The organism is Streptomyces sp. 63XJN7_1_ISO-PGPR-S23-121 (assembly GCF_056173025.1).
Window position 1 is genome coordinate 1,324,859 of the sequence record NZ_CM149653.1, and the last position, 24,740, is coordinate 1,349,598.

Annotated in this window: 23 protein-coding genes and 1 tRNA gene; 21 read left to right on the forward strand and 3 right to left on the reverse strand. The window is 72.4% G+C overall.

The annotated features are described in order from the left end of the window. Window positions 1-47: 47 nt before the first annotated feature. From AC0VYN_RS06190 to AC0VYN_RS06215, 6 genes are read left to right on the forward strand one after another with little or no spacing between them, the layout of a single operon-like run. The gene (locus AC0VYN_RS06190) at window positions 48-554 is read left to right on the forward strand and encodes a hydrogenase maturation protease (RefSeq protein ID WP_475535112.1); all 507 of its coding nucleotides are present in this window, start codon (window positions 48-50) and stop codon (window positions 552-554) included. Between the two features lie 52 nt (window positions 555-606). Then, entirely contained in the window at window positions 607-1,782 is a 1,176-nt protein-coding gene (locus AC0VYN_RS06195; protein WP_475535113.1) for a 4Fe-4S dicluster domain-containing protein, read from the forward strand. Then, window positions 1,779-2,234 (forward strand): cyclic nucleotide-binding domain-containing protein, encoded by a 456-nt coding sequence (locus tag AC0VYN_RS06200; protein ID WP_475535114.1) that lies wholly within the window; start codon window positions 1,779-1,781, stop codon window positions 2,232-2,234. Before AC0VYN_RS06195 ends, AC0VYN_RS06200 begins: the two co-directional genes overlap by 4 nt. After that, entirely contained in the window at window positions 2,231-3,043 is an 813-nt protein-coding gene (locus tag AC0VYN_RS06205) for an FAD/NAD(P)-binding protein (protein WP_475535115.1), read from the forward strand. The genes AC0VYN_RS06200 and AC0VYN_RS06205 overlap by 4 nt, the downstream gene beginning before the upstream one ends. A gap of 4 nt (window positions 3,044-3,047) precedes the next feature. Beyond that, on the forward strand, window positions 3,048-3,905 hold the full coding sequence (locus tag AC0VYN_RS06210; protein ID WP_475535116.1) for an NADH-quinone oxidoreductase subunit B family protein: 858 nt from the start codon (window positions 3,048-3,050) through the stop codon (window positions 3,903-3,905). Continuing rightward, window positions 3,902-5,308: a Ni/Fe hydrogenase subunit alpha gene (locus AC0VYN_RS06215; protein ID WP_475535117.1), complete on the forward strand. Its 1,407-nt coding sequence runs from the start codon at window positions 3,902-3,904 to the stop codon at window positions 5,306-5,308. The genes AC0VYN_RS06210 and AC0VYN_RS06215 overlap by 4 nt, the downstream gene beginning before the upstream one ends. A 177-nt stretch (window positions 5,309-5,485) precedes the next feature. Here AC0VYN_RS06215 and AC0VYN_RS06220 read toward each other — a convergent pair whose 3' ends face one another. From AC0VYN_RS06220 to AC0VYN_RS06230, 3 genes are all read right to left on the reverse strand, one after another. After that, window positions 5,486-5,899 carry a PIN domain-containing protein gene (locus AC0VYN_RS06220; protein ID WP_475535118.1) on the reverse strand — a complete coding sequence of 138 codons (414 nt, stop codon included), beginning with the start codon at window positions 5,897-5,899 and terminating at the stop codon, window positions 5,486-5,488. Then, window positions 5,896-6,159: a CopG family transcriptional regulator gene (locus AC0VYN_RS06225; RefSeq protein ID WP_385467278.1), complete on the reverse strand. Its 264-nt coding sequence runs from the start codon at window positions 6,157-6,159 to the stop codon at window positions 5,896-5,898. Before AC0VYN_RS06225 ends, AC0VYN_RS06220 begins: the two co-directional genes overlap by 4 nt. A 445-nt stretch (window positions 6,160-6,604) precedes the next feature. After that, a tRNA-Arg gene (locus AC0VYN_RS06230) sits at window positions 6,605-6,676 on the reverse strand. 165 nt (window positions 6,677-6,841) lie between these two features. Between AC0VYN_RS06230 and AC0VYN_RS06235 the strand changes: the two genes are divergently transcribed. The 15 genes from AC0VYN_RS06235 to AC0VYN_RS06305 all read left to right on the forward strand — a co-directional run bounded on the left by AC0VYN_RS06235 (window position 6,842) and on the right by AC0VYN_RS06305 (window position 24,510). Next, window positions 6,842-7,333: a response regulator gene (locus tag AC0VYN_RS06235; protein ID WP_386922722.1), complete on the forward strand. Its 492-nt coding sequence runs from the start codon at window positions 6,842-6,844 to the stop codon at window positions 7,331-7,333. A gap of 98 nt (window positions 7,334-7,431) precedes the next feature. Further along, complete coding sequence (gene nrtL, locus AC0VYN_RS06240; RefSeq protein ID WP_475535119.1) at window positions 7,432-8,598, forward strand: ArgS-related anticodon-binding protein NrtL; 1,167 nt, start codon at window positions 7,432-7,434, stop codon at window positions 8,596-8,598. An 18-nt stretch (window positions 8,599-8,616) separates the two neighbouring features. Continuing rightward, on the forward strand, window positions 8,617-10,008 hold the full coding sequence (gene lysA, locus AC0VYN_RS06245; RefSeq protein ID WP_475535120.1) for a diaminopimelate decarboxylase: 1,392 nt from the start codon (window positions 8,617-8,619) through the stop codon (window positions 10,006-10,008). 153 nt (window positions 10,009-10,161) lie between these two features. Next, on the forward strand, window positions 10,162-11,454 hold the full coding sequence (locus tag AC0VYN_RS06250; protein WP_385467313.1) for a homoserine dehydrogenase: 1,293 nt from the start codon (window positions 10,162-10,164) through the stop codon (window positions 11,452-11,454). Window positions 11,455-11,460: 6 nt separating this feature from the next. Then, complete coding sequence (gene thrC, locus AC0VYN_RS06255) at window positions 11,461-12,519, forward strand: threonine synthase (RefSeq protein ID WP_475535121.1); 1,059 nt, start codon at window positions 11,461-11,463, stop codon at window positions 12,517-12,519. 386 nt (window positions 12,520-12,905) lie between these two features. Beyond that, window positions 12,906-13,835, forward strand: a complete 930-nt coding sequence (gene thrB / locus AC0VYN_RS06260; protein WP_475535122.1) for a homoserine kinase — start codon at window positions 12,906-12,908, stop codon at window positions 13,833-13,835. Window positions 13,836-14,246: 411 nt separating this feature from the next. Further along, a complete protein-coding gene (gene rho, locus AC0VYN_RS06265; protein ID WP_475535123.1) occupies window positions 14,247-16,286 on the forward strand; it encodes a transcription termination factor Rho in 2,040 nt (679 codons plus the stop codon). A gap of 405 nt (window positions 16,287-16,691) precedes the next feature. After that, entirely contained in the window at window positions 16,692-17,834 is a 1,143-nt protein-coding gene (locus AC0VYN_RS06270; protein WP_475535124.1) for an LCP family protein, read from the forward strand. A gap of 163 nt (window positions 17,835-17,997) precedes the next feature. Then, window positions 17,998-18,222 carry a 50S ribosomal protein L31 gene (rpmE, locus tag AC0VYN_RS06275; RefSeq protein WP_018571447.1) on the forward strand — a complete coding sequence of 75 codons (225 nt, stop codon included), beginning with the start codon at window positions 17,998-18,000 and terminating at the stop codon, window positions 18,220-18,222. Window positions 18,223-18,327: 105 nt separating this feature from the next. After that, a complete protein-coding gene (gene prfA / locus AC0VYN_RS06280; RefSeq protein WP_475535125.1) occupies window positions 18,328-19,404 on the forward strand; it encodes a peptide chain release factor 1 in 1,077 nt (358 codons plus the stop codon). A 50-nt stretch (window positions 19,405-19,454) separates the two neighbouring features. Continuing rightward, window positions 19,455-20,300, forward strand: a complete 846-nt coding sequence (gene prmC, locus AC0VYN_RS06285; protein WP_385458278.1) for a peptide chain release factor N(5)-glutamine methyltransferase — start codon at window positions 19,455-19,457, stop codon at window positions 20,298-20,300. Between the two features lie 50 nt (window positions 20,301-20,350). Beyond that, on the forward strand, window positions 20,351-20,998 hold the full coding sequence (locus tag AC0VYN_RS06290) for an L-threonylcarbamoyladenylate synthase (protein WP_385458277.1): 648 nt from the start codon (window positions 20,351-20,353) through the stop codon (window positions 20,996-20,998). Next, the gene (locus AC0VYN_RS06295; RefSeq protein ID WP_475535126.1) at window positions 20,995-21,672 is read left to right on the forward strand and encodes an arsenate reductase/protein-tyrosine-phosphatase family protein; all 678 of its coding nucleotides are present in this window, start codon (window positions 20,995-20,997) and stop codon (window positions 21,670-21,672) included. Before AC0VYN_RS06290 ends, AC0VYN_RS06295 begins: the two co-directional genes overlap by 4 nt. Window positions 21,673-21,840: 168 nt before the next feature. Further along, complete coding sequence (locus AC0VYN_RS06300) at window positions 21,841-23,097, forward strand: serine hydroxymethyltransferase (RefSeq protein WP_475535127.1); 1,257 nt, start codon at window positions 21,841-21,843, stop codon at window positions 23,095-23,097. A 129-nt stretch (window positions 23,098-23,226) separates the two neighbouring features. Then, on the forward strand, window positions 23,227-24,510 hold the full coding sequence (locus tag AC0VYN_RS06305) for an MraY family glycosyltransferase (RefSeq protein WP_475535128.1): 1,284 nt from the start codon (window positions 23,227-23,229) through the stop codon (window positions 24,508-24,510). Window positions 24,511-24,740 lie beyond the last annotated feature (230 nt).

Genomic DNA, 24,740 nt, shown 5'->3' on the forward strand with positions numbered 1-24,740 from the left:
GCGAGTCGCCTCCGCGGTAGGCGGCACGCCTGGCAAGACTGACCGGCATGGACGGTGCAGGGCGGACGGTGGTCATCGGCGTGGGCAACGAGTTCCGCCGCGACGACGGGGTGGGGTGGGCGGTGGTGGACCGCCTCGCCGAGCCGGGACCCGGCGGGCCCCCTCCGACCGGGGTGGAACTCGCCGTCTCCGACGGTGACCCGGCGCGGCTGCTCGGTCTCTGGCAGGGCGCCACGCTCGGCATCGTCGTCGACGCCGCCCACGCCCACCCCGGGTGCCCCGGCCGCGTCCACCGGCTGGAGGTGACCCGGGGGATGCCGGCCGCGACGGCGGCGGCCAGCTCCCACGGCATGGGCCTGGGCGAGGCCGTCGAACTGGCCCGCGTCCTGGGACGGCTGCCGGAGCGGCTGGTCGTCTTCGCGGTCGAGGGCGAGGACGTCTCGGTGGGCCGGGGCCTGTCCGCCCCGGTCCGGACCGCCGTCGCGGTGGTGGCCGAGCGCGTACGGCAGGAGATCCAGCGCCACCGCCGTACCCCGACGGGGCTCCCGGCATGAGCGGGACGAGGCAGGCGCGGCACGTCGGAGCCGACGCCAGGGGACCCCTGTCATGACGCCCGACACCGCGGTCATCGACACCGACGGACTGGACGGGCTGGTGACCGCCCTCGTCCGGCGCGGACGCACCGTCGTCGGCCCCACCGTGCGCGACGACGCCATCGTGCTGGCCGAACTCGCCTCCGCCGGTGAACTGCCCTACGGATGGGGCGTGGAGCTGGAGGCCGGCACCTACCGGCTGCGGCGCCGCGACGACCGGATGGCCTTCTCCCACAGCGCCGGCCCGCAGTCGTGGAAGCAGTACCTGCACCCGCAGCGGGTACGGCAGTGGAGCGCCGACCGCGGCCCGGACGGCACCGTCACGGTGACCGAGGAGACGGACCGGCCGCCGGCCTACGCGTTCCTGGGCGTGCGCCCCTGCGACCTGGCCGCCATCGCCACCCAGGACCGCGTACTGATGGGCGGCCCGCACACCGACGACGTCTACCGCCGGCGCCGCACCGGCGCGTTCCTGGTCGTGGTCGAGTGCGTCGAACCGGGCGCCACCTGCTTCTGCGTCTCCATGGGCACCGGCCCCGCCGCGCACGGCTCCTACGACCTGGCCCTGACGGAGGTGCACGACGAGCGCGGGCACCGCTTCTGGGCGCGCGCCGGCAGCGAGGCGGGCGCCGAGGTGCTCGCGGAACTGCCCCGCCTGCCCGCCGACGCGGCCACCGCCGACACGGCCCGGGACGCGGTCGCCCGGGCCGCCGGGCGCATGGGGCGGACCATGCCCGAAGTGGACCTGCGGGACCTGATGCGCGACACGCGCGAGGCCGACCGCTGGAACGACGTGGCGGCCCGATGCCTGACCTGCGGCAACTGCACCATGGTCTGCCCGACCTGCTACTGCACCACCACCGAGGACGTCACCGACCTCACCGGTGACCACGCCGAGCGCTGGCGGCGCTGGGACGTCTGCTACGACCTCGACTTCACCCATCTGCCCGGCGGATCCGTCCGGCAGACCGGGCGCAGCCGCTACCGGCAGTGGCTCACCCACAAGATCGGCACCTGGCACGACCAGTTCGACATGTCCGGCTGCGTGGGCTGCGGCCGGTGCATCGTGTGGTGCCCGGTCGCCATCGACATCACCGAGGAGGCGCACGCCCTGAACGCCGAACGCGCCGCCGGCCCGCGGACCGGGGCGAACGGCACGGAGACGCCGGAGGGGGAGGGGCGCCCGTGACGACCACGACAGGCTTCACGGCCGGCCTGACCACCGAGCAGCGGGCGCGGCTGCACCCCCTGGCCCGCCCGGTGTCCTTCCCGCCCGGGCACCGCGTGTTCGACGAGGGCGAGCGCGCCGACCGGTTCTGGATCGTCTCCGAGGGCCCGGTGGCACTCGACGTCCAGATCCCCGGCCGCCCCGCGCCCGTCGTCGAGACGCTCGGTCCGGGCGACCTGCTGGGCTGGTCCTGGCTCTTCGAGCCCTACCGCTGGCACCTGGGCGCCCGCACCCTCGGCGCCGTGACCGCCGAGGAGTTCGACGCCGCCGCGGTGCGCGCCGCCTGCGAGCAGGACACCGGCTTCGGCTACGCCGTGGCGCGCGCCGTCGCCGCCGTGGTCGGCCAGCGCCTGAAGGCCACCCGGATCCGGCTCCTCGACCTCTACGCACCGCCCCTGGGAGGCGGCCGGTGACTCTGCCCCGGATCTACGAGATCGCGCACCGCGAGCGGGAGACGGCCGACACCGCGACCCTCACCCTGACGCCGCGCGACACGGCGCTGCCGCCGTTCCGCCCCGGCCAGTTCGCGATGGTCTACGCGTTCCCCCGCGGCGAGGCCCCCCTCTCCCTGGCCGGCGCCCACCCCGCGGACACCGGCCTGACGCACACCGTGCGGGCCGTCGGGCCCGTCACCCGGGCCCTGCACGACCTGCGGCCCGGACAGCAGGTGGGTGTACGCGGCCCCTACGGCACCCCCTGGGACCTGACCGCCGGCCACGGCCGGGACCTGCTGCTGATCGCGGGCGGCCTCGGACTGGCCCCGCTGCGCCCCCTGCTCCAGACCGCCCTCGCCGCCCCCGACCGCCACACCGGCATCACCCTCCTCATCGGCGCCCGCACCCCCGCCGACCTGGTCTACCGCCACCAGTACTCCAGCTGGAGCGAGCAGGGGGCCCGGGTCGCCGTCACCGTGGACCGCCCGGACGAGCACTGGACCGGAGAGGTGGGCGTCGTCACCACCCTCCTGGACCGGGTGCCGTTCCGCCCCGAACGCACCACCGCCTACCTGTGCGGCCCGGAGGTCATGATGCGCGCCACCGCCCGGGACCTCGCCCACCGCGGCGTCCCCGCAGCGCACACCTTCCTGTCCCTGGAACGCACCATGCGCTGCGGCACCGGACACTGCGGCCAGTGCCAGCTCGGCCCGCTGCTGCTGTGCCGGGACGGCCCCACCGCACCCTGGGACCGGGCCGAACCCCTTCTCGCCGTCCGGGAGCTGTGACGCCGTGACCACCGACGACCACGCACCCGACCCCGGAGCCCCGCACCGGGACGACCGCAGACCGACCCTCGCCGTATGGAAGTTCGCCTCCTGCGACGGCTGCCAGCTCACCCTCCTGGACTGCGAGGACGAGCTGCTGCCACTCGCCGACCGCCTGGAGATCTCCTACTTCCGCGAAGCCACCAGCACCGCCGCACCCGGCCCGTACGACCTCTCGCTGGTCGACGGCTCCATCACCACCCCGGAGGACGCCGCGCGCATCCAGCACGTCAGGGCCGTCTCCCGCCACCTGGTCACCATCGGCGCCTGCGCCACCGCCGGGGGCATCCAGGCGCTGCGCAACTTCGCCGACGTCGCCGAGTTCCGTGCGGCCGTCTACGCCAACCCCGAGTACATCGACACCCTCGACGAGTCCACCGCCGTCTCCCTCAACGTGCCGGTCGACTTCGAACTGCGCGGCTGCCCCATCGACCGCGGCCAACTGCTGGAGGTGATCACCGCCTTCCTGACCGGCCGCCGCCCCGACATCCCCGACCACTCCGTGTGCTTCCCCTGCAAACGCCGCGGCACCGTCTGCCTGCCCGTCGCGAAAGGCGTCCCCTGCCTCGGACCGGTCACCCACGACGGCTGCGGCGCCCTGTGCCCGTCCTACGGGCGCGGATGCTACGGCTGCTTCGGCCCCTCCGGATCCACCAACCTCCCCGCCCTCATCCCGCTGCTGCGCCGCGACGGCATGACGGACACCGACGTGGTCCGGGTGCTCCGCACCTTCAACGCCGCCGCGCCCGAGTTCGCCGAGGCCTCCACCGCCCTGGAGCACACCGTCCGGGACACCGCCGAGCCCCCCGGGAGGGAACGGTGACCCACCGAGGCTCCCGGGTGGTCCACGTCGGCGGCATCTCCCGCGTCGAGGGCGAGGGCGCGCTCCACCTCCGGGTGGACGGGGGCCGCGTCACCGAGGCCCGGCTGCGCATCTACGAACCCCCGCGCTTCTTCGAGGCGTTCCTGCGGGGCCGCGCCCACACCGAACCCCCGGACATCACCTCCCGCGTCTGCGGCATCTGCCCGGTGGCCTACCAGCTGAGCGCCTGCCGAGCCGTGGAGGACGCCTGCGGGGTGACGGTCACCGGCCCCCTCGCCGACCTGCGCAGGCTGCTGTACTGCGGGGAGTGGATCGAGAGCCAGACCCTGCACATCTACCTCCTGCACGCCCCCGACTTCCTCGGCCACCCCGACGCCATCACCATGGCCCGGCGCCACCGCGCCGACGTCGAACGAGGCCTCCGCATCAAGCAGGCCGGCAACGCCGTCGTCGAACTGCTCGGCGGACGTGCCATCCACCCGGTCAACGTCCGCCTCGGCGGCTTCCACCGCACCCCCACCCGCGCTGAGCTGAAGCCCCTCGCCGAACGCCTGCGCAAGGCCCGGGAGGACGCCCTGCACACCGTGGAATGGGTGGCCGGCTTCGACTTCCCCGACGCCGGCTGCGACGCACAGCTGCTGGCCCTGGCCGAGCCCGGCCGCTACGCCATCGAGGGCGGCACGCCCACGGTCATGCAGGCCCCGGTCTCCGCCGGCCTCCCCCCGGACAGCACCCGCGCCCTGCCCACCCGGACCTTCCCCCTCCGCGACTTCGAACACCACGTGGCCGAACGCCCCGAAACGCACTCCACCGCCCTGTACTCGTCCCTCGACGGGCACCTGCACCTGACCGGCTCCCTGGCCCGGTACGCCGTCAGCGGACGCTGGCTGTCCCCCCTCGCCCTCCAGGCCGCACACGCCGCCGGACTGGGCGACCCCCGCACGGGCGACGTCTGCCGCAACCCCTTCCGCAGCATCCTGGTACGCGCCGTGGAGGTGGTCTACGCCCTGGACGAGGCACTGCGCCTGATCGACGCCTACGAACCACCACCCGCCCCCGCCGTCCCCGTACCCCCGCGCGCCGGGACCGGCCGGGGCGCCACCGAGGCCCCGCGCGGCCTCCTTTACCACCGCTACACCCTGACCGCCGACGGCACCATCACCGACGCAGCCCTGGTCCCGCCCACGGCCCAGAACCAGGACGCCATCGAGGACCACCTCCGCACGGTCGTACAGTCCCGCCTCGACTCCACCCGCGGCCTAACCGACCTGGACGACGCCCAGCTCCGCGCCCTGTGCGAACGAGCCATCCGCAACCACGACCCCTGCATCTCCTGCTCGGCCCACTTCCTCGACCTCACAGTGGAACGCCCGGGGGGCGAGGACCCCGTCCGTCACCGCTGACAGCGACCAGGCGGCGGCCGCACCGTGCGCCGCGCCATGCTCGTCAGCCCGGCCCCGGCAAGCCGTGCCGGCCCCTTCGGTCACGATCGGGCCGGTAGCCCTCGGCGGGGAGCGACCTGGCCCAGTCACGTTGCCCGACGGACACCCGCTCCGGACTCGGACGCTCGAGGCACGCCGTCAGACCTTGATCACCGTGATGCGTCCGCCGCACAGTGCTGTGACGTCCTCGGTATCGGAGGTCAGGATCGTGACGGGACCGGGCGCGGTCAGGGCGGTGGCGGCGAGCATGGCGTCGATGGCGTACTTGTGGCCGTGGAGACCCGCGTCGGCGAGGAGCGCGGCAGCGTGCCGGGCGATCGACTCGGTGACCGGTTCGACGACGAGGCGGGAAAGGGTCCACTCCAGCGCCGGGCGGTTGATGCCGGGATGAACCACTTCGACGAGGGTGGCTGCCGAAGTGATCACGCGCAGGTCATCGGCGCGGGCCAGAGCAAGCCAGCCGGTCACCGTTCGGTCTCGCAGGACAGCCTTGGCCAGCCCTTCGCTGTCGAGGACCAGGGTGCCGCCGGGGACAGCGGGGGAACGGGTCACGCCGCGTTCGCTCCGTCCCGCGCCTGCTGCTCACGTGCCTCGTGGAGCCGGTCCCGCAGGGACTGGACTTCCTCGTCCGTGATGGGTCCGTGTTCGGCCTCGGCCACCTGGATCAGCTCATTGAGGTTGTCCCGTTCGATCTGACGGGCGACAGCCGCGGCCACGTAGGCGGACAGGCCGGAGGGGCCGCTGCGGGCTTTGGCGGCTTCGGCGATATCACGGGGCATGGTGATCGAGTACTTGCCAGTAGGCTCACTCATGCTACCCATCCTACCTATGATCCTCTCGGCTTGGCCCTGTTTCGACCACGTGCCGTCGGCTGTCGGGCGCCGACCGCACCTGCCGCGTCGCGTGCTGTCCCGCCGGCGGATTGCCGCGCCGGAGGCCCCGACCGGTTCCCGCCCTGCGCGTGGACCGGGGCGGGATGGGCGACAGCTTCGACGACCCTACGAGGGAGAAACGCACGGCGAGCGCAACGGCAGAAGGACCCGGAGCAGCCTCCGCTTCTTGAGGAGTGGCCGAACCCGGCCGACGGACGTCCCGGAAAACTCCGGGCTGAGCAGGGAGTGCCCCTGATCTTGTCCACGGAACAGTCCACAGCTCCCGCGCTGGGGCGACTCGGCGTCGCATCCGCCCTCACATACGCGAAGACCCCGGCCTCAGCGTTTCCGCTGGTGACGGGGTCTTTGGGCACCTAATCCAAGGTGCCCCCGGCAGGATTCGAACCTGCGCACACGGCTCCGGAGGCCGTTGCTCTATCCCCTGAGCTACGGGGGCGTGTCGGCCGGGGAGCTGTTGCTCGCGGCGACGGGTAGAACACTACCAGCTCGCCCGGGGTGGTCATGAACGGGTTTTCGCTGCCGACGTCCCTGATGGTGCCGGGGTGGAAGCGGAGCGGGGGCGTCAGGTGAGGGGGGTGGGTGTCCGTCGCGTGGGGTGGAAGTGGGGAAAACCCGGACGCGGTGGCCGGTCCGGACCTACTCTCGAGTTGTGCCTAGGGCGTCTGGCCGAGTCCTTGTTGTGGACGACAACAAGGTCATCCGGCAGCTGATCAGGGTCAATCTCGAGCTGGAGGGCTTCGAGGTCGTGACCGCGGCCGATGGTGTCGAGTGTCTGGAAGTGATCCATCAGGTGCGGCCCGACGCCGTCACGCTGGACGTGGTCATGCCGCGGCTGGACGGACTCCGGACCGCCGCGCGGCTGCGCGCGGATCCCCGCACCCGGGATCTCCCTCTCGCCATCGTCAGCGCCACCTCCCAGTACGAGGTCGGTGCGGGGGACGAGGCCGGGGCCGGGGTCGACGCCTTCCTGGCCAAGCCCTTCGAGCCCGCCGAGCTCGTCGCCCTCGTACGGCAATTGGTGGAAGGGCGGAGCGATGTCTTCCGGGCCGTCGGGGAGAGTGAGGCGTCCGCTCAGGCCGAGTCGGCCGGGTAGCCGTTCCGCGCCGCTCCGCGGGGGCGTCCGTCCACATCCCGGGATTGCCGCCAAACCGGTTCGCTTACCCACCCCCCTCCTCCCCTACGCTTGACCCCGTGACTCCCGTAGAGCTCTCCCGCACCGTGCTGCGCGCGGTGCGTCGCGCTGTCGACGCGGGCGAGCTCCAGGTGACCGTTCCCGACCGGGCCGTGGTCGCTCCGCCGGGGCCCGGGGGCTGTGGTGACTACGCCACCAACATCGCCCTCCAGCTCGCCCGCCCTGCGGGGCAGACCCCCCGCAGGGTCGCCGAGCTGCTGACGCCGTACCTCGTCGACGTCGAGGGCATCACGGACGTCGTCCTCACCGGGCCCGGGTTCATCAACATCAGCCTCTACGGCACCGCTCCCGCCGCCCTCGTCGAGGAGATCCTGCGGCGCGGCACCCGCTACGGGTACGCCGACGGACCCGACGGCCGGGTGGTGCAGCTGCACTGCACCCACGACCTCCGTGCCGTCGTCGTCGCCGAAGCCGCCGCCCGCATCCTCCGCTCCCAGGGCGCCCTCGTCCGTACGAGCTGCGCCGCCCCCCTCGCCCCCGAGTGGACAGCCACCCTCGGCGTACGCGTCGACGCCGCCGGACCGGCGCCCGCGAAGCTCGCCGTCACCACCCGGCCCGTCCCCGCCCCCGGCGATCCCGACCCCCTCCGCCTCGGGCGCGACGCAGGCCGCTGGGCGCTCCTCCACCCGGCTCCCCACGACCGGCCCCGGACCGGCGACGAGCACCTCGTCCAGCGCGAGAGCAACCCGCTCTTCCGCGTCCGGTACGCCCACGCCCGCACCCGCGCCCTCACCCGGAACGCCGCCGACCTGGGCTTCACCGCCGAGCCCGGCCCTCTCACCGAGCCCAGTCCCCTCACCGAGGCCCCGGCCGAGCGCGCTCACCACGCGGCGCCCTCCGCCGACCCCGGCCCCCCCACCGGGACAGGCCACCTCACCGAGCCCGCCCCCCGTACCGAGCCCACCCCCCACCCCCTCCTCGCCGCCCTGGCCGACCACCCCCGCGTCCTCGCCGCCGCCGCGGAGCACCGGGCCCCCGACCGGCTCGCCCGGCATCTCGTCGCCGTCGCCGACGCCGCGCTGCCCTTCCTGCCGGCCGTGCTCCCGCGCGGGGCGGAGAAACCCTCGGCCGCCCACCGCGCCCGGCTCGCGCTCGCCGAAGCCACCGGGGCGGTGCTGGCCGGCGGCCTGACCCTGCTCGGTATCGACGCACCCGACCATCTCTGAGAGAGCTCCGAAGACGCCATGAGCCGTTCCGCACACCCCGCCGGGCCCCGTCACGCCGACGTCCTCACCGACGGGCACTACTCCGCGCCGCCCGCCGACCTCAACGCCCTCGACCCCAAGGTCTGGGCCCAGACCGTCGCCCGTGACGAGGACGGTGCCGTCACCGTCGGCGGGATCACCGTGACGCGGCTCGCCGAGGAGTACGGCACCCCCGCCTACATCCTCGACGAGACCGACTTCCGGGCCCGGGCACGGGCCTGGCGGACCGCCTTCGGCGCGGACGCCGACGTCTTCTACGCGGGGAAGGCCTTCCTGTCCCGGGCCGTCGTGCGCTGGCTGGACGAGGAGGGACTGAACCTCGACGTGTGCTCCGGCGGCGAACTCGCCACCGCGCTGTCCGCCGGGATGCCCCCCGAGCGCATCGCCTTCCACGGCAACAACAAGACCGGGCCGGAGATCCGGCGGGCCGTCGAGGCCGGCGTCGGGCGGATCGTGCTCGACTCCTTCCAGGAGATCGTCCGCGTCGCCCACATCGCGCAGGAGCTCGGCCGGCGGCAGCGCGTGCAGATCCGCATCACGGTCGGCGTCGAGGCCCACACGCACGAGTTCATCGCCACCGCCCACGAGGACCAGAAGTTCGGCATCCCGCTGGCCGGCGGGCAGGCCGCCGAGGCCGTGCGGCGGGCGCTGCGGCTCGACGGGCTCGAGGTCATCGGCATCCACTCCCACATCGGGTCGCAGATCTTCGACATGTCCGGCTTCGAGGTCGCCGCGCACCGCGTCGTCGGACTGCTCAAGGACATCCGTGACGAGCACGGCGTCGAGCTGCCCGAGATCGACCTCGGCGGCGGCCTCGGCATCGCCTACACCAGCGACGACGACCCCCGCGAGCCGCACGAGATCGCCAAGGCGCTGACCGAGATCGTGACGAGGGAGTGCGAGGCCGCCCGGCTCTCCACCCCGCGCATCTCCGTCGAGCCGGGCCGCGCCATCGTCGGGCCGACCGCCTTCACGCTCTACGAGGTCGGCACCATCAAGCCCCTGGAGGGGCTGCGGACGTACGTCTCCGTCGACGGCGGCATGTCGGACAACATCCGCACCGCCCTGTACGACGCCGAGTACAGCGTCGCCCTCGTCTCCCGCACCTCCGACGCGGAGCCCATGCTCGTCCGGGTCGTCGGCAAGCACTGCGAGAGCGGCGACATCGTGGTCAAGGACGCCTTCCTGCCCGGCGACCTGGCCCCCGGCGACCTCATCGCCGTACCCGCCACCGGGGCGTACTGCCGGTCCATGGCCAGCAACTACAACCACGCGCTGCGGCCGCCCGTCGTCGCCGTGCGGGACGGCGAGGCACGCGTCGTCGTCCGCCGCGAGACGGAGGAGGACCTGCTGCGTCTCGACGTCGGGTGAGCCGACGGCACCGCGGACCCGGGTGGAAGATCTTCCGTCCTCCACCCCCGCGGAAATGAAATAAATGTCTCACGATCCGGACGAAACGCAGAAAAGCCCGTCCGGTGCGTGAGACTGGTCCCACCGTAGAAGGTATGAAGGAAACGAGGTCGGATGATGCGTACGCGTCCGCTGAAGGTGGCGCTGCTGGGCTGTGGAGTGGTCGGCTCAGAGGTGGCGCGCATCATGACGACGCACGCCGACGACCTCGCCGCCCGCATCGGGGCCCCGGTGGAGCTCGCCGGCGTCGCCGTGCGCCGGCCCGACAAGGTGCGTGAGGGCATCGACCCCGCCCTGGTCACCACCGACGCCACCGCCCTCGTCAAACGCGGGGACATCGACGTGGTCGTGGAGGTCATCGGCGGCATCGAGCCCGCCCGGACCCTCATCACCACCGCCTTCGAGCACGGCGCCTCCGTCGTCTCCGCCAACAAGGCCCTCCTCGCCCAGGACGGCGCCGCCCTGCACGCCGCGGCCGGCGCGAACGGCAAGGACCTCTACTACGAGGCCGCCGTCGCCGGCGCCATCCCGCTGATCCGGCCGCTGCGCGAGTCCCTCGCCGGCGACAAGGTCAACCGGGTGCTCGGCATCGTCAACGGCACGACCAACTTCATCCTCGACGCCATGGACACCACCGGCGCCGGGTACCAGGAGGCCCTCGACGAGGCCACCGCCCTCGGGTACGCCGAGGCCGACCCGACCGCCGACGTCGAGGGCTTCGACGCCGCCGCCAAGGCCGCCATCCTCGCCGGGATCGCCTTCCACACGCGCGTGCGCCTCGACGACGTCCACCGCGAGGGCATGACCGAGGTCACCGCCGCCGACTTCGCCTCCGCCAAGGAGATGGGCTGCACCATCAAGCTGCTCGCCATCTGCGAGCGGGCCGCGGACGGGGCGTCGGTCACCGCGCGCGTGCATCCCGCGATGATCCCGCTCAGCCACCCGCTGGCCAGCGTGCGCGGCGCCTACAACGCCGTCTTCGTGGAGTCCGATGCGGCCGGGCAGCTGATGTTCTACGGACCCGGCGCCGGCGGTTCGCCGACCGCGTCCGCCGTGCTCGGCGACCTCGTCGCCGTCTGCCGCAACCGGATCGGCGGCGCCACCGGCCCCGGCGAGTCCGCCTATGCCGCACTGCCCGTCTCGCCGATGGGCGACGTCGTCACGCGCTACCACATCAGCCTCGACGTCGCCGACAAACCGGGCGTCCTCGCCCAGGTGGCGACCGTGTTCGCCGAGCACGGTGTCTCCATCGACACCGTCCGGCAGTCGGGCAAGGACGGCGAGGCCTCCCTCGTCGTCGTCACCCACCGAGCGTCCGACGCCGCCCTCGGCGGTACGGTCGAGGCGCTGCGACAGCTCGACACCGTGCGGGGTGTCGCCAGCATCATGCGGGTTGAAGGAGAGTAACCAGCAATGACCCACCAGTGGCGCGGAATCATCGAGGAGTACCGGGACAGGCTGCCGGTCTCCGACAGCACGCCCGTCGTGACGCTCCGTGAGGGCGGCACGCCGCTCGTGCCCGCGCAGGTGCTCTCCGAGCGCACGGGCTGCGAGGTCCACCTCAAGGTGGAGGGCGCGAACCCGACCGGGTCCTTCAAGGACCGCGGCATGACCATGGCCATCAGCAAGGCCAAGGAGGAGGGCGCGCAGGCCGTCATCTGCGCCTCCACGGGCAACACGTCCGCCTCCGCCGCCGCGTACGGCGTGCGCGCGGGCATGGTCTCCGCCGTGCTCGTGCCGCAGGGCAAGATCGCGCTCGGCAAGATGGGCCAGGCCCTCGTGCACGGCGCGAAGATCCTCCAGGTCGACGGCAACTTCGACGACTGCCTCACGCTGGCCCGCGCGCTCAGCGACAACTACCCGGTGGCGCTGGTCAATTCGGTCAACCCGGTCCGTATCGAGGGACAGAAGACGGCCGCCTTCGAGATCGTGGACATGCTCGGCGACGCGCCCGACATCCACGTCCTGCCGGTGGGCAACGCGGGCAACATCACCGCGTACTGGAAGGGCTACAAGGAGTACGCCGCCGACGGGATCAGCGCGAGGAGGCCGCGCATGTGGGGCTTCCAGGCCTCCGGCAGCGCCCCGATCGTGCGCGGCGAGGTCGTCAAGGACCCGTCGACGATCGCCACCGCCATCCGCATCGGCAACCCCGCCTCCTGGGACTTCGCGCTCGCCGCGCGGGACGAGTCCGGCGGCGCCATCGACGAGGTGACGGACCGTGAGATCCTGCGCGCGTACCGGCTGTTGGCCTCCCAGGAGGGCGTCTTCGTCGAGCCCGCGTCCGCCGCGTCGGTGGCCGGTCTGCTGAAGGCCGCCGAGCAGGGCAAGGTCGACCCGGGACAGCGCATCGTCTGCACCGTCACCGGCAACGGGCTGAAGGACCCCGACTGGGCCGTCGCCGGCGCCCCCCAGCCGGTCACCGTCCCCGTCGACGCGGCCACCGCGGCCGAGCGCCTCGGCCTCGTCTGAGACCCCGCCCGGAGCTCCGCGGCCGGGCACCCGGCGGGACGGCCCGGCCGTCCCGCCGGCGGGAAACGCGCCACTTCCACCGGCGCGAACGGGCGTAAGAGACGCCCAGCCGGGAAAGCCCTTGACGGGGGGTGCACAGGGGGCTTGCGACACGCATCGTGCGCCTCCCGTGCGCCCTATGTCGCCGCGGAACCATCCTTGGATAGGCTGTACCGAACCCGCCCGCCGCATATGCCGCGGTACCGCGCTGTCTCCGCGGTCGGCAAGCGGCAGCGGTGCGGTCGCCCGTTCGGCAGGAAGCGGCGACCCCGGGGGAATCTGTTCGTCACCGAATGCCGATCGAACGTCATTCGACCACCACGCAGCTCAAGGAGAGTCATCGAGCGATGGCCGGTCCAGCGTTCCGCGCCGCCGCCGTCCGGGTGCGCGTCCCCGCCACCAGCGCCAACCTCGGCCCGGGCTTCGACGCCCTCGGCCTCGCGCTGGGCTTGTACGACGACGTGGTCGTCCGGGTGGCCGACTCCGGGCTGCACATCGACATCGCGGGTGAGGGCAGCGAGACGCTGCCGCGCGACGAGAAACACCTCCTCGTCCGGTCCCTGCGCACCGCCTTCGACCTCCTCGGCGGCCAGCCGCGCGGCCTGGAGATCGTCTGCGCCAACCGCATCCCGCACGGACGCGGCCTCGGCTCCTCCTCCGCCGCCATCTGCGCCGGCATCGTCGCCGCGCGCGCGGTGACCATAGGCGGCGAGGCCCGCCTCGACGACGCCGCGCTGCTCGACCTCGCCACCGAGATCGAGGGCCATCCCGACAACGTGGCGGCCTGCCTGCTGGGCGGCTTCACCCTCTCCTGGATGGAGTCCGGGGCCGCCCGGGCGATCAGGATGGAGCCGTCCGATTCCATCGTTCCGGTGGTTTTCGTGCCCGGGAAGCCGGTCCTGACGGAGACCGCGCGCGGTCTGCTCCCGCGTACCGTGCCGCACGTCGACGCCGCCGCCAACGCGGGCCGTGCCGCCCTGCTCGTCGAGGCCCTGACCAGGCGCCCCGAGCTGCTGCTGCCGGCCACCGAGGACCGCCTCCACCAGGAGTACCGCGCGCCGGCGATGTCGGAGAGCGCCGCACTGGTGGAGCGGCTGCGCGGCGACGGCATCCCCGCGGTCATCTCCGGCGCCGGCCCCACGGTGATGGCGCTGGCCGACGCCGGCACGGCCGACAAGGTCGAGGCACTGGCGGGCACGGACTGGGCGGCCAACCGGCTGAGCCTGGACCAGCAGGGCGCATGCGTCCTGCCACTGGCGACCTCCGGTGACCTGTAGACGCGGACGGTTGCCGGATTTCGAGAGGGGGAATGTTTGTTGGATCCGGTAGTGTTAATCTCAAGTCTGCACCCGACCCCACCATGGCGAGGTGCCTCGTGTCCCCGTCCGGGACAGACATTCTTCCGGGAGCTCCCCAAGCCGCATTGTGTGCTCGACGCCGTACATCACTGGTACGGCCGACACGGACACTGAGCGGCCCGCCGGGCACGCTCCGGAACCGGTGCGACCACACCGCGTGACACTGAGACTGGGTGCCACGGCCAGGGGGAGCGCCATCACCAGATATCTCTTCCGCCGAATGGGCGGACCACCGCCCCGGCACGGTTCACACAGCAAGGACCGTAGCCGGACAGCACAACCGGTCGCCGAGCCAGACAGGCCGACGTCCGCTCCAGGGAAGGACCCTTCGTGAGCGACACCACCGATCTGATGGGCGCACGTGTCGAGGAGACCGTTGCCGCGCCCGCCACGGACGCCTCCGCGCCTGCCACCGGTGCGGGCTCCCGGCGGCGCCGCGGTACCGGCCTCGAGGGCATGGTGCTGGCCGAGTTGCAGCAGGTCGCATCCGGCCTCGGCATCAGGGGCACCGCGCGGATGCGCAAGAGCCAGCTGATCGAGGTCATCAAGGAGGCGCAGGCCGCGGGCGGCGCCCCCGCCAAGGCCGCGCCCGCCGCGGACGCCGCCGGCGAGACCAAGCCGAAGCGCCGCGCCACCTCCCGGACCCGTACGGGCGACGAGGGAGCCGCCGCCGAGAAGGCGGCGAAGGCCGGCAAGGCCGAGAAGAAGGCGGACCGGACGGCCGCCGACAAGGCCGTGGCCCAGCAGCAGATCGAGATCCCCGGCCAGCCGTCCCCGAAGGTCCCCGCCGACCAGTCGGGTGCCCCCGCCGACGACGCCCCCGCCGAGCGCCGCCGTCGCCGGGCCACCGCCGACGCCGGCAGCCCGGCCGGCACCGACACGGCCGTCGCCGAGGTCAAGGGCGAGCAGCGCAACGACTCCGGCCAGCAGTCCCAGGGCCAGCAGCAGGGCGACGACGGCGCCGAGGGCCGCCGCCGCGACCGCCGCGACCGGGACCGCGACCGCGGCCGTGACCGCGACCGCCGCAACAAGGGCGACGACCAGCAGAACCAGGGCGGCGGGCAGCGCCAGCAGCAGGGCGGGGGCCGTCAGGACCGCCAGCAGCAGCGGGCCGACGAGGACGGGGACGACTTCGATGGCGGCCGCCGCGGCCGTCGCGGCCGCTACCGGGACCGCCGGGGCCGCCGCGGGCGCGACGAGATCGCCGCCGAGCCGCAGATCAACGAGGACGACGTCCTGATCCCGGTCGCGGGCATCCTCGACATCCTCGACAACTACGCGTTCATCCGGACCTCCGGCTACCTGCCCGGTCCCAACGACGTGTACGTCTCCCTCGCCCAGGTCCGCAAGAACGGCCTGCGCAAGGGCGACCACCTCACCGGTGCGGTGCGGCAGCCGAAGGAGGGCGAGCGGCGCGAGAAGTTCAACGCGCTGGTCCGCCTGGACTCCGTCAACGGCATGGCGCCCGAACACGGCCGCGGACGGCCGGAGTTCAACAAGCTGACGCCGCTGTACCCGCAGGACCGCCTCCGCCTGGAGACGGACCCCGGCGTCCTGACCACCCGCATCATCGACCTCGTCTCGCCCATCGGCAAGGGCCAGCGCGGTCTGATCGTGGCCCCGCCGAAGACCGGCAAGACCATGATCATGCAGGCGGTCGCCAACGCGATCACCCACAACAACCCCGAGTGCCACCTGATGGTCGTCCTCGTCGACGAGCGTCCGGAAGAGGTCACCGACATGCAGCGGTCGGTGAAGGGCGAGGTCATCTCCTCGACCTTCGACCGCCCCGCCGAGGACCACACCACGGTCGCCGAGCTCGCCATCGAGCGCGCCAAGCGGCTGGTGGAGCTGGGCCACGACGTCGTCGTGCTGCTCGACTCGATCACCCGTCTGGGCCGTGCGTACAACCTCGCCGCCCCGGCCTCCGGCCGCATCCTGTCCGGTGGTGTCGACTCGACCGCCCTCTACCCGCCGAAGCGCTTCTTCGGTGCGGCCCGCAACATCGAGGACGGCGGCTCGCTGACCATCCTCGCCACCGCCCTGGTGGACACCGGGTCCCGCATGGACGAGGTGATCTTCGAGGAGTTCAAGGGCACCGGCAACATGGAGCTCAAGCTCGACCGGAAGCTCGCCGACAAGCGCATCTTCCCGGCGGTGGACGTCGACGCGTCCGGCACCCGCAAGGAGGAGATCCTGCTCGGCAGCGACGAGCTGGCCATCACCTGGAAGCTGCGCCGGGTGCTGCACGCGCTCGACTCGCAGCAGGCGATCGAGCTGCTCCTCGACAAGATGAAGCAGACCAAGTCGAACGCCGAGTTCCTGCTGCAGATCCAGAAGACGACCCCGGCGCCGGGCAACGGCGACTGACGTCTTCGCACCACCCCGGGGCCGCCCCCGTCACACCCGTGACGGGGGCGGCCCTGTGCGTTGTCTTTTACGGGCGCCCCGCCGTGCCGCTCGGTACTTCTACGCCGGCACCGGCAAGGCCGGTACCGCGATCTTCGCCACAGCCGTGCAAACCGGCAGCGGCTACGGCGGCTTCGACATCCTCGGCTGAAACCGCAGGTGACCGCGGAACTCGCGGTCGAACCGGCGACTCTCTGTGCCCGGCGCGCCACGCGCCGGGCACAGCGCGTTGTGCAACCCTGTCCCGAGTTCCGCCGTCCGACGTACGGGGGGACGATGGTGAGGTACCGGTGGAAAACCGCCGGAGCCGCACCGACCCGACCCTGAGCGCAGGGGGTAGCCGACCGGACGAGAACCGAGGAGCACATGTCCGCCGAGAGCACGCCGGATCCCATACCCGGCCCCGGAGAGTCCCGCACCGACGGGCACCGCCCAGGGGGCAGGGGTCGCCGCCGCAAGCCCCGTGACAGACGCCGCAGGGCGCTGCTCGCCACGGCCTGGACCGCCGCGGGCATCGTGGTCCTGGGCGGCACCGGAGCCGGCGTCCTGTACTTCAAGCTCAACGGCAACCTCACGAGCGTGAACATCGACCAGCTCCTCGGCGCCGACCGGCCCCGGAAGGCCGACGACGGCTCCGAGAACATCCTCGTCCTCGGCTCCGACACCCGTGCCGGCGGCAACAAGCAGCTCGGCGGCGGCACCGACGACGGCACCGCCCGCTCCGACACGGCGATGGTCGTGCACGTCCACAAGGGCCACAAGAAGGCCAGCGTGGTCTCCATCCCGCGCGACACCCTCATCGACCGGCCCGAGTGCACCGACGCGGACGGCGGCGAGCACCCCGCCGCGACGGACGTGATGTTCAACTCCGCCTACTCCACAGGCGGCGCCGCCTGCGCCGTGAAGACCGTCGAGTCGGTCAGCGGACTGCGCATGGACCACTACCTCGAGGTCGACTTCAACGGCTTCCAGCAGCTCGTCGACGACCTCGGCGGCGTCCAGGTCACCACCACCGAGGACATCAAGGACCCCGACAGCCACCTCGACCTCCGGGCCGGCACCCACCGGCTCGACGGGGAGCAGTCCCTCGGCCTGGTCCGCACCCGGCACGGCGTCGGCGACGGCTCCGACCTGGGCCGCATCCAGCTCCAGCAGGCCTTCGTCAAGGCCCTGGTCCACCAGGTGAAGGACATCGGCCTGCTCGGCAACCCCAAGAAGCTGTACGACGTCGCCGACACCGCCACCAAGACCGTCACCACCGACTCCGACCTGGGCTCGGTGAACTCCCTGATGTCCTTCGCGAGCGGCCTGAAGGGCATCGACCCCGCCCGGATGCACATGGTCACCATGCCGGTGGTCTACGACCCCGCCGACGGCAACCGCGTCCTCGTCGAGAAGGCCAAGGCCCGGCAGGTGTGGGACGCGCTGCGGAACGACCGGCCGATCCCGGCGGGCGCGACCGCCGACACGGCCACCGGCGAGGCCAAGGACGTCGTGTCGGCGTCCTGATCCGCCCGGCACCCCCGAAGGCGCGGCCGCACCGGGAATAGATCCCTCCCGCCCCCCGTTTTGGACGATGCGGCCGGTCCTGGCAGACTGGTACGTCGGCCCCGGTTCACGCTCCCGCATCCCGCGGCGGCGACCCGGCGCCCTCCCGAACCTAGGAGACACCTTGAAGCGCGACATCCACCCCGAGTACGTCGAGACGCAGGTCAGCTGCACCTGTGGCGCGTCGTTCACCACCCGCAGCACCATCGACTCCGGCACCATCCGCGCCGAGGTCTGCTCCGAGTGCCACCCGTTCTACACGGGCAAGCAGAAGATCCTCGACACCGGTGGCCGCGTGGCCCGCTTCGAGGCCCGCTTCGGCAAGGCTGCCGCCGGCTCCAAGAAGTAGCGAGCCGCCGATCGCCGGTCCACGGCCGCACCCCGGACGGGGGGCGCCGGGACCGGCGTTTTTGGTCGCCCGCCTTCCCCTTCACCGCAGTAGCAGGAGCCCAAGATGTTCGAGGCCGTCGAGGAACTCGTCGCCGAGCACGCCGACCTGGAGAAGAAGCTCGCCGACCCGTCGGTCCACTCCGACCAGGCCAACGCGCGCAAGCTGAACAAGCGTTACGCCGAGCTCACCCCGATCGTCGCCACGTACCGCTCCTGGAAGCAGACCGGCGACGACATCGAGACCGCACGTGAATTCGCCGTCGACGATCCGGACTTCGCCGCCGAGGTCAAGGAGCTGGACAAGCAGCGCGAGGAGCTCACTGAGAAGCTCCGCCTGCTCCTCGTCCCGCGCGACCCCAGCGACGACAAGGACGTCATCCTCGAGATCAAGGCCGGCGCGGGCGGCGACGAGTCGGCGCTGTTCGCCGGCGACCTGCTGCGCATGTACCTGCGCTACGCCGAGCGGGTCGGCTGGAAGACCGAGATCATCGACTCCACCGAGTCCGAGCTGGGCGGCTACAAGGACGTCCAGGTCGCCGTGAAGACCAAGGGCGGCCAGGGCGCCACCGAGCCCGGCCAGGGCGTCTGGGCCCGGCTGAAGTACGAGGGCGGCGTGCACCGCGTGCAGCGCGTGCCCGCCACCGAGTCCCAGGGGCGCATCCACACCTCCGCGGCCGGCGTGCTCGTCACGCCCGAGGCCGAGGAGATCGACGTCGAGATCAACGCCAACGACCTGCGCATCGACGTCTACCGGTCGTCCGGCCCCGGCGGCCAGTCCGTCAACACCACCGACTCCGCCGTGCGCATCACGCACCTGCCGACCGGAGTCGTCGCCTCCTGCCAGAACGAGAAGAGCCAGCTGCAGAACAAGGAGCAGGCGATGCGTATCCTGCGCTCCAGGCTGCTCGCGGCGGCACAGGAGGAGGCGGAGAAGGAGGCCGCGGACGCCCGCCGCAGCCAGGTCCGCACCGTCGACCGCTCCGAGAAGATCCGCACGTACAACTTCCCGGAGAACCGCATCTCGGACCACCGCGTCGGCTTCAAGGCGTACAACCTGGACCAGGTCCTGGACGGCGACCTCGACTCGGTGATCCAGGCCTGCGTCGACGCGGATTCGGCGGCCAAGCTCGCCGCCGCGTAAGCACCACGCGCACCACCCGCACCGGACCACAGCTCCCCCGGAGGACCAGCGTGAACCTGCTGCTCATGGAGGTGGCCCAGGCCACCCAGCGGCTGGCCGACGCCGGCGTGCCCTCGCCGCGCACCGACGCGGAGGAGCTCGCCGCGTACCTGCACGGCGTCAAGCGGGGCGAGCTGCACACCGTGCCGGACGCGGACTTCGACGCCCGGTACTGGGAGGTCGTCGCCCGCCGCGAGGCCCGCGAGCCGCTCCAGCACATCACCGGCCGCGCCTACTTCCGCTACCTGGAGCTCCAGGTGGGCCCCGGCGTCTTCGTGCCCCGCCCCGAGACCGAGTCCGTCGTCGGCTGGGCCATAGACGCCGTGCGCGCCATGGACGTCGTCGAACCGTGCATCGTCGACCTGTGCACCGGCTCGGGCGCCATCGCGCTCGCGCTCGCCCAGGAGGTGCCGCGCTCGCGCGTGCACGCCGTGGAGCTGTCCGAGGACGCCCTGGTGTGGACCCGCAAGAACATGGAGGGGTCCAGGGTCGAGCTGCGCCAGGGAGACGCCCTGACCGCCTTCCCGGACCTCGACGGCCAGGTCGACCTGGTCGTCTCCAACCCGCCGTACATCCCGCTCACCGAGTGGGAGTACGTCGCCCCCGAGGCCCGCGACCACGATCCCCAGATGGCCCTGTTCTCCGGCGAGGACGGCCTCGACCTGATCCGCGGCCTGGAACGCACCGCGCACCGCCTGCTGCGCCCCGGCGGGGTCGTCGTCGTGGAGCACGCCGACACCCAGGGCGGCCAGGTGCCGTGGATCTTCACCGAGGAGCGGGGCTGGGCCGACGCGGCCGACCACCCCGACCTCAACAACCGCCCCCGCTTCGCGACCGCCCGCAAGGCGATGCCGTGAACAGCCCGATGACTTCGACCCCGCAGTACGTGTACGAGGAGGCCCGCTAAATGGCTCGGCGATACGACACCAACGACGCGACCGACCGTGTGACCGGTCTGCGTGAGGCCGCGTCCGCCGTCCGCCGTGGCGAGCTCGTGGTGCTGCCCACGGACACGGTGTACGGCATCGGCGCCGACGCGTTCTCGTCGGAGGCCGTCGGTGACCTGCTGGAGGCCAAGGGCCGGGGCCGCAACATGCCCAGCCCCGTCCTGATCGGCTCGCCGAACACCCTGCACGGCCTGGTCACCGACTTCTCCGAGAAGGCCTGGGAGCTGGTCGACGCCTTCTGGCCGGGCGCCCTGACCCTCGTCGCCAAGCACCAGCCGTCCCTCCAGTGGGACCTCGGCGAGACCCGCGGCACGGTCGCCGTGCGGATGCCGCTGCACCCGGTCGCGATCGAGCTGCTCACCGAGTTCGGCCCCATGGCCGTCTCGTCGGCCAACCTGACCGGCCACCCGGCGCCGGAGGACTGCGACGCCGCCCAGCAGATGCTCGGCGACTCCGTCTCCGTCTACCTCGACGGCGGCCCCACCCCCGGCAACGTCCCCTCGTCCATCGTCGACGTCACCCGCGAGGTGCCGGTGCTGCTGCGCGCGGGCGCGCTGTCGGCGGAGGAGCTGCGCAAGGTGGTACCCGACCTCGAGGTGGCGAATTGACGGCCCCTGGGACGGGGCGTGGCATAGGCATCGGGGAACGCGCCGCGGAGGTGACGACGACCTTCGGCTTCCCGCGCGACAGCTTCCGCATCCTCCACGTCAGCACCGGCAACGTCTGCCGCTCGCCGATCACCGAGCGGCTGACCCGGCATTTCGTGACGGAGCGGCTGGGCGTCCTGGGCGGCGGCCTCATCGTGGAGAGCGCGGGCACCTGGGGCCACGAGGGCGCGCCCATGGAGGCGAACGCGGAGACCGTCCTGGCCGAGTTCGGCGCGGACGCCGCGGGCTTCACCGGACGCGAGCTGCTCGACGAGCACGTCATCCGCGCCGACCTGGTGCTGACGGCCACCCGGGACCACCGGGCGCAGGTCATCTCCATGGGGCACTCGGCGGGACTGCGCACCTTCACGCTCAAGGAGTTCACCCGGCTGGTGAACGCCATCGACCCCGCGACCCTGCCGTCCCTGGACGAGGGCGTGGTCGCGCGTGCGCGGGCGCTGGTGCGCGCGGCGGCGGCTCTACGCGGATGGCTCCTCGCGCCGACGGCGGAGGCGGACGAGGTCTACGACCCGTACGGGGCGCCGCTGCCGTTCTTCCGGTCGATCGGGGACGAGATACACCAGGCGCTGGACCCGGTGGTCACGGCGCTGACCGGCGTCGCCGCCCGCACGTGAGCGCCGGACCCGCACGGGGGAGGGGACGGCGCCCTGCGGGGCGGCCGGCCCGGCTGTGGGGCCCGTGTGAGCCCTCCCGGGTGACCGCCTCGGGAAAACTCGGGCGTTCCCGGCATTCCGGGCCTACATTGGTCGTACGTCACCGTCGACGCACGCCCGGAGCGCACCATGTCGGTCACCCGCGACATCCTCGAGGCCGATGACGGCATGCTCGGCGTGCTGCCGCGGCAGGACCCCGAACTGGCCGAGATCCTGCTCGCCGAACGCCGCCGGCAGTCGACGACGCTCCAGCTCATCGCCGCCGAGAACTTCACGTCCCCCGCCGTCCTGGCCGCCCTCGGCTCGCCGCTCGCCAACAAGTACGCCGAGGGCTACCCCGGCGCCCGGCACCACGGCGGGTGCGAGATCGTCGACGTGGCCGAGCGGCTCGCGGTCGACCGGGCCCGGGACCTGTTCGGCGCCGACCACGCCAACGTGCAGCCCCACTCCGGCTCCTCGGCCGTGCTCGCCGCCTACGCCGCGCTGCTGCGCCCCGGCGACACCGTCCTCGCGCTCGGCCTGCCGTACGGCGGCCACCTCACGCACGGCTCGCCCCTGAACTTCTCCGGCCGCTGGTTCGACTTCGTCGGCTACGGCGTCGACGCGGAGACCGGGCTCGTCGACCACGACCAGGTGCGCACCCTGGCCCGCACGCACCGGCCCAAGGCGATCGTGTGCGGCTCGATCGCCTACCCCCGCCACATCGACCACGCCTTCTTCCGCGACGTCGCCGACGAGGTCGGCGCCTATCTGATCGCGGACGCAGCGCATCCGATCGGCCTGGTGGCCGGGGGAGCGGCGCCCAGCCCGGTGCCGTACGCCGACATCGTCTGCGCCACCACGCACAAGGTGCTGCGCGGCCCGCGCGGCGGCATGATCCTCTGCGGGAGCGAACTGGCCGAGCGGGTCGACCGGGCCGTCTTCCCGTTCACGCAGGGCGGCGCGCAGATGCATGCCGTCGCCGCGAAGGCCGTCGCCTTCGGCGAGGCGGCCACCCCGGCCTTCGCCGCCTACGCCCACCAGGTCGTCGCCAACGCCCGCGCCCTCGCCGCCCACCTGGCCGCGGAGGGCTTCGTCGTCACCACCGGCGGCACCGACACCCACCTGCTCACCGTCGACCCGGCCCCGCTCGGCGTCGACGGCCGAGCGGCGCGGGGGCGGCTGGCGGCGGCCGGGATCGTGCTGGACTGCTGCGCGCTGCCGCACGCGGACGTCCGGGGCCTGCGCCTGGGCACGGCGGCGCTGACCACGCAGGGCATGGGGGAGCGGGAGATGGAGACGGTGGCCACACTGCTCACCGGCGTGCTGCGGGGCACCACCGACCCCGTCGCGGCGCGGGGGGACGTAGAGGCCCTGACCACCGGATTCCCTCCCTATCCGGGCTGAGGCGGGGTAGGCGCGCACCTGTGCACAGCCGCTCGTGCAACCATCGTCGTTACCCGGAAGTCCTCACACATATGCGCGCATCGCTAGGGTGTGGGGCTGGGAATGCCAGCGAGACCTGTGGGGAAGCCCGTGCGTGAATACCTGCTGACGCTCTGCGTCACGGCCGCGGTGACGTATCTGCTGACAGGGCCGGTACGCAAGTTCGCGATCGTGGCCGGAGCGATGCCGGAGATCCGGGCGCGCGACGTCCACCGGGAACCCACGCCGCGGCTCGGCGGGATCGCGATGTTCTTCGGGCTGTGCGCCGGCCTGCTGGTCGCCGACCACCTCACGAACCTCACCGAGGTCTTCGAGAAGTCCAACGAACCGCGGGCCCTGCTCTCCGGCGCCGCCCTGATCTGGCTGATCGGCGTCCTGGACGACAAGTTCGAGATCGACGCCCTGATCAAGCTGGGCGGCCAGATGATCGCCGCCGGTGTGATGGTGGTGCAGGGTCTGACCATCCTGTGGATCCCGGTGCCGGGCGTGGGCACGGTGGCCCTGACCCAGTGGCAGGGCACGTTGCTCACCGTCGCGCTGGTGGTCATCACCATCAACGCGGTCAACTTCGTGGACGGCCTCGACGGGCTCGCCTCCGGCATGGTGTGCATCGCGGCGGCCGCGTTCTTCATGTACGCCTACCGCATCTGGTACTCCTACGGCATCGAGGCCGCCGCTCCCGCGACGCTGTTCGCGGCCATCCTGATGGGCATGTGCCTGGGCTTCCTGCCGCACAACATGCACCCCGCGCGGATCTTCATGGGCGACTCGGGCTCGATGCTGATCGGCCTGGTGCTCGCGGCGGGCGCGATCTCCATCACGGGACAGGTGGACCCGGACAGCCTGTTCGGCGGGTCCGAGCGCAGCACGGTGCACCAGATGGTGCCGGTCTACATCCCGCTGGTGATGCCGCTGACCATCATCGCGATCCCGGCCGCCGACCTGATCCTCGCGATCGTGCGGCGCACCTGGCGCGGCCAGTCGCCGTTCGCCGCGGACCGGGGGCACCTGCACCACCGGCTGCTGGAGGTCGGGCACTCCCACAGCCGCGCGGTGCTGATCATGTACTTCTGGTCGGCGCTGATCGCCTTCGGCACGCTGGCCTACTCCGTCAACTCGGCGTCGATGTGGATCGTGCTGGGCGTCGTCTTCCTCAGCGCGGTCGGCCTGGTCCTGCTCCTGCTGCCGCGCTTCACCCCGCGCGCCCCGCGCTGGGCCGAGCGCTTCGTGCCGCCGCGCTACCGGCGCCGCCGGAGGACGGCCGCCGAGGCGCCGGCCGCCGCGGAAGAGGCGGAGGAACTCGTCCCGGTCGCCGTCGGCGTCTCGGGCGTCAACGGCGCGACGGCCGTGGGACCCCGCTCGGGCACAAGGTAAGAATCTGACTAGAGCATTGCCAACTCGTGGGGGAGCAAATCTCCGCAATACCAGACAAGTCGGTGCGGTAATTGCACAAACGCGCACTGTCACTCTCATGTGTGACAGTAAGCACACCCACAGGTAAAGACCTCATCAAATAGTTTGTGATACGGTTCACGAGAACCCCCGGGTAGAGCCTAAGGACCGTAGTGCGACGGTCTCTTGGCCGTCAGGACTCCGTTCGGCCC

Bases quoted from the DNA above. Each gene is read 5' to 3' on its own strand.
- AC0VYN_RS06190 (WP_475535112.1), top strand. From the start codon at position 48: ATGGACGGTGCAGGGCGGACGGTGGTCATCGGCGTGGGCAACGAGTTC.
- AC0VYN_RS06195 (WP_475535113.1), top strand. From the start codon at position 607: ATGACGCCCGACACCGCGGTCATCGACACCGACGGACTGGACGGGCTG.
- AC0VYN_RS06225 (WP_385467278.1), bottom strand. From the start codon at position 6,159: ATGAGTGAGCCTACTGGCAAGTACTCGATCACCATGCCCCGTGATATC.
- lysA (WP_475535120.1), top strand. From the start codon at position 8,617: ATGAGCCGTTCCGCACACCCCGCCGGGCCCCGTCACGCCGACGTCCTC.
- AC0VYN_RS06250 (WP_385467313.1), top strand. From the start codon at position 10,162: ATGATGCGTACGCGTCCGCTGAAGGTGGCGCTGCTGGGCTGTGGAGTG.
- thrC (WP_475535121.1), top strand. From the start codon at position 11,461: ATGACCCACCAGTGGCGCGGAATCATCGAGGAGTACCGGGACAGGCTG.
- thrB (WP_475535122.1), top strand. From the start codon at position 12,906: ATGGCCGGTCCAGCGTTCCGCGCCGCCGCCGTCCGGGTGCGCGTCCCC.
- AC0VYN_RS06270 (WP_475535124.1), top strand. From the start codon at position 16,692: ATGTCCGCCGAGAGCACGCCGGATCCCATACCCGGCCCCGGAGAGTCC.
- prfA (WP_475535125.1), top strand. From the start codon at position 18,328: ATGTTCGAGGCCGTCGAGGAACTCGTCGCCGAGCACGCCGACCTGGAG.
- AC0VYN_RS06290 (WP_385458277.1), top strand. From the start codon at position 20,351: ATGGCTCGGCGATACGACACCAACGACGCGACCGACCGTGTGACCGGT.
- AC0VYN_RS06300 (WP_475535127.1), top strand. From the start codon at position 21,841: ATGTCGGTCACCCGCGACATCCTCGAGGCCGATGACGGCATGCTCGGC.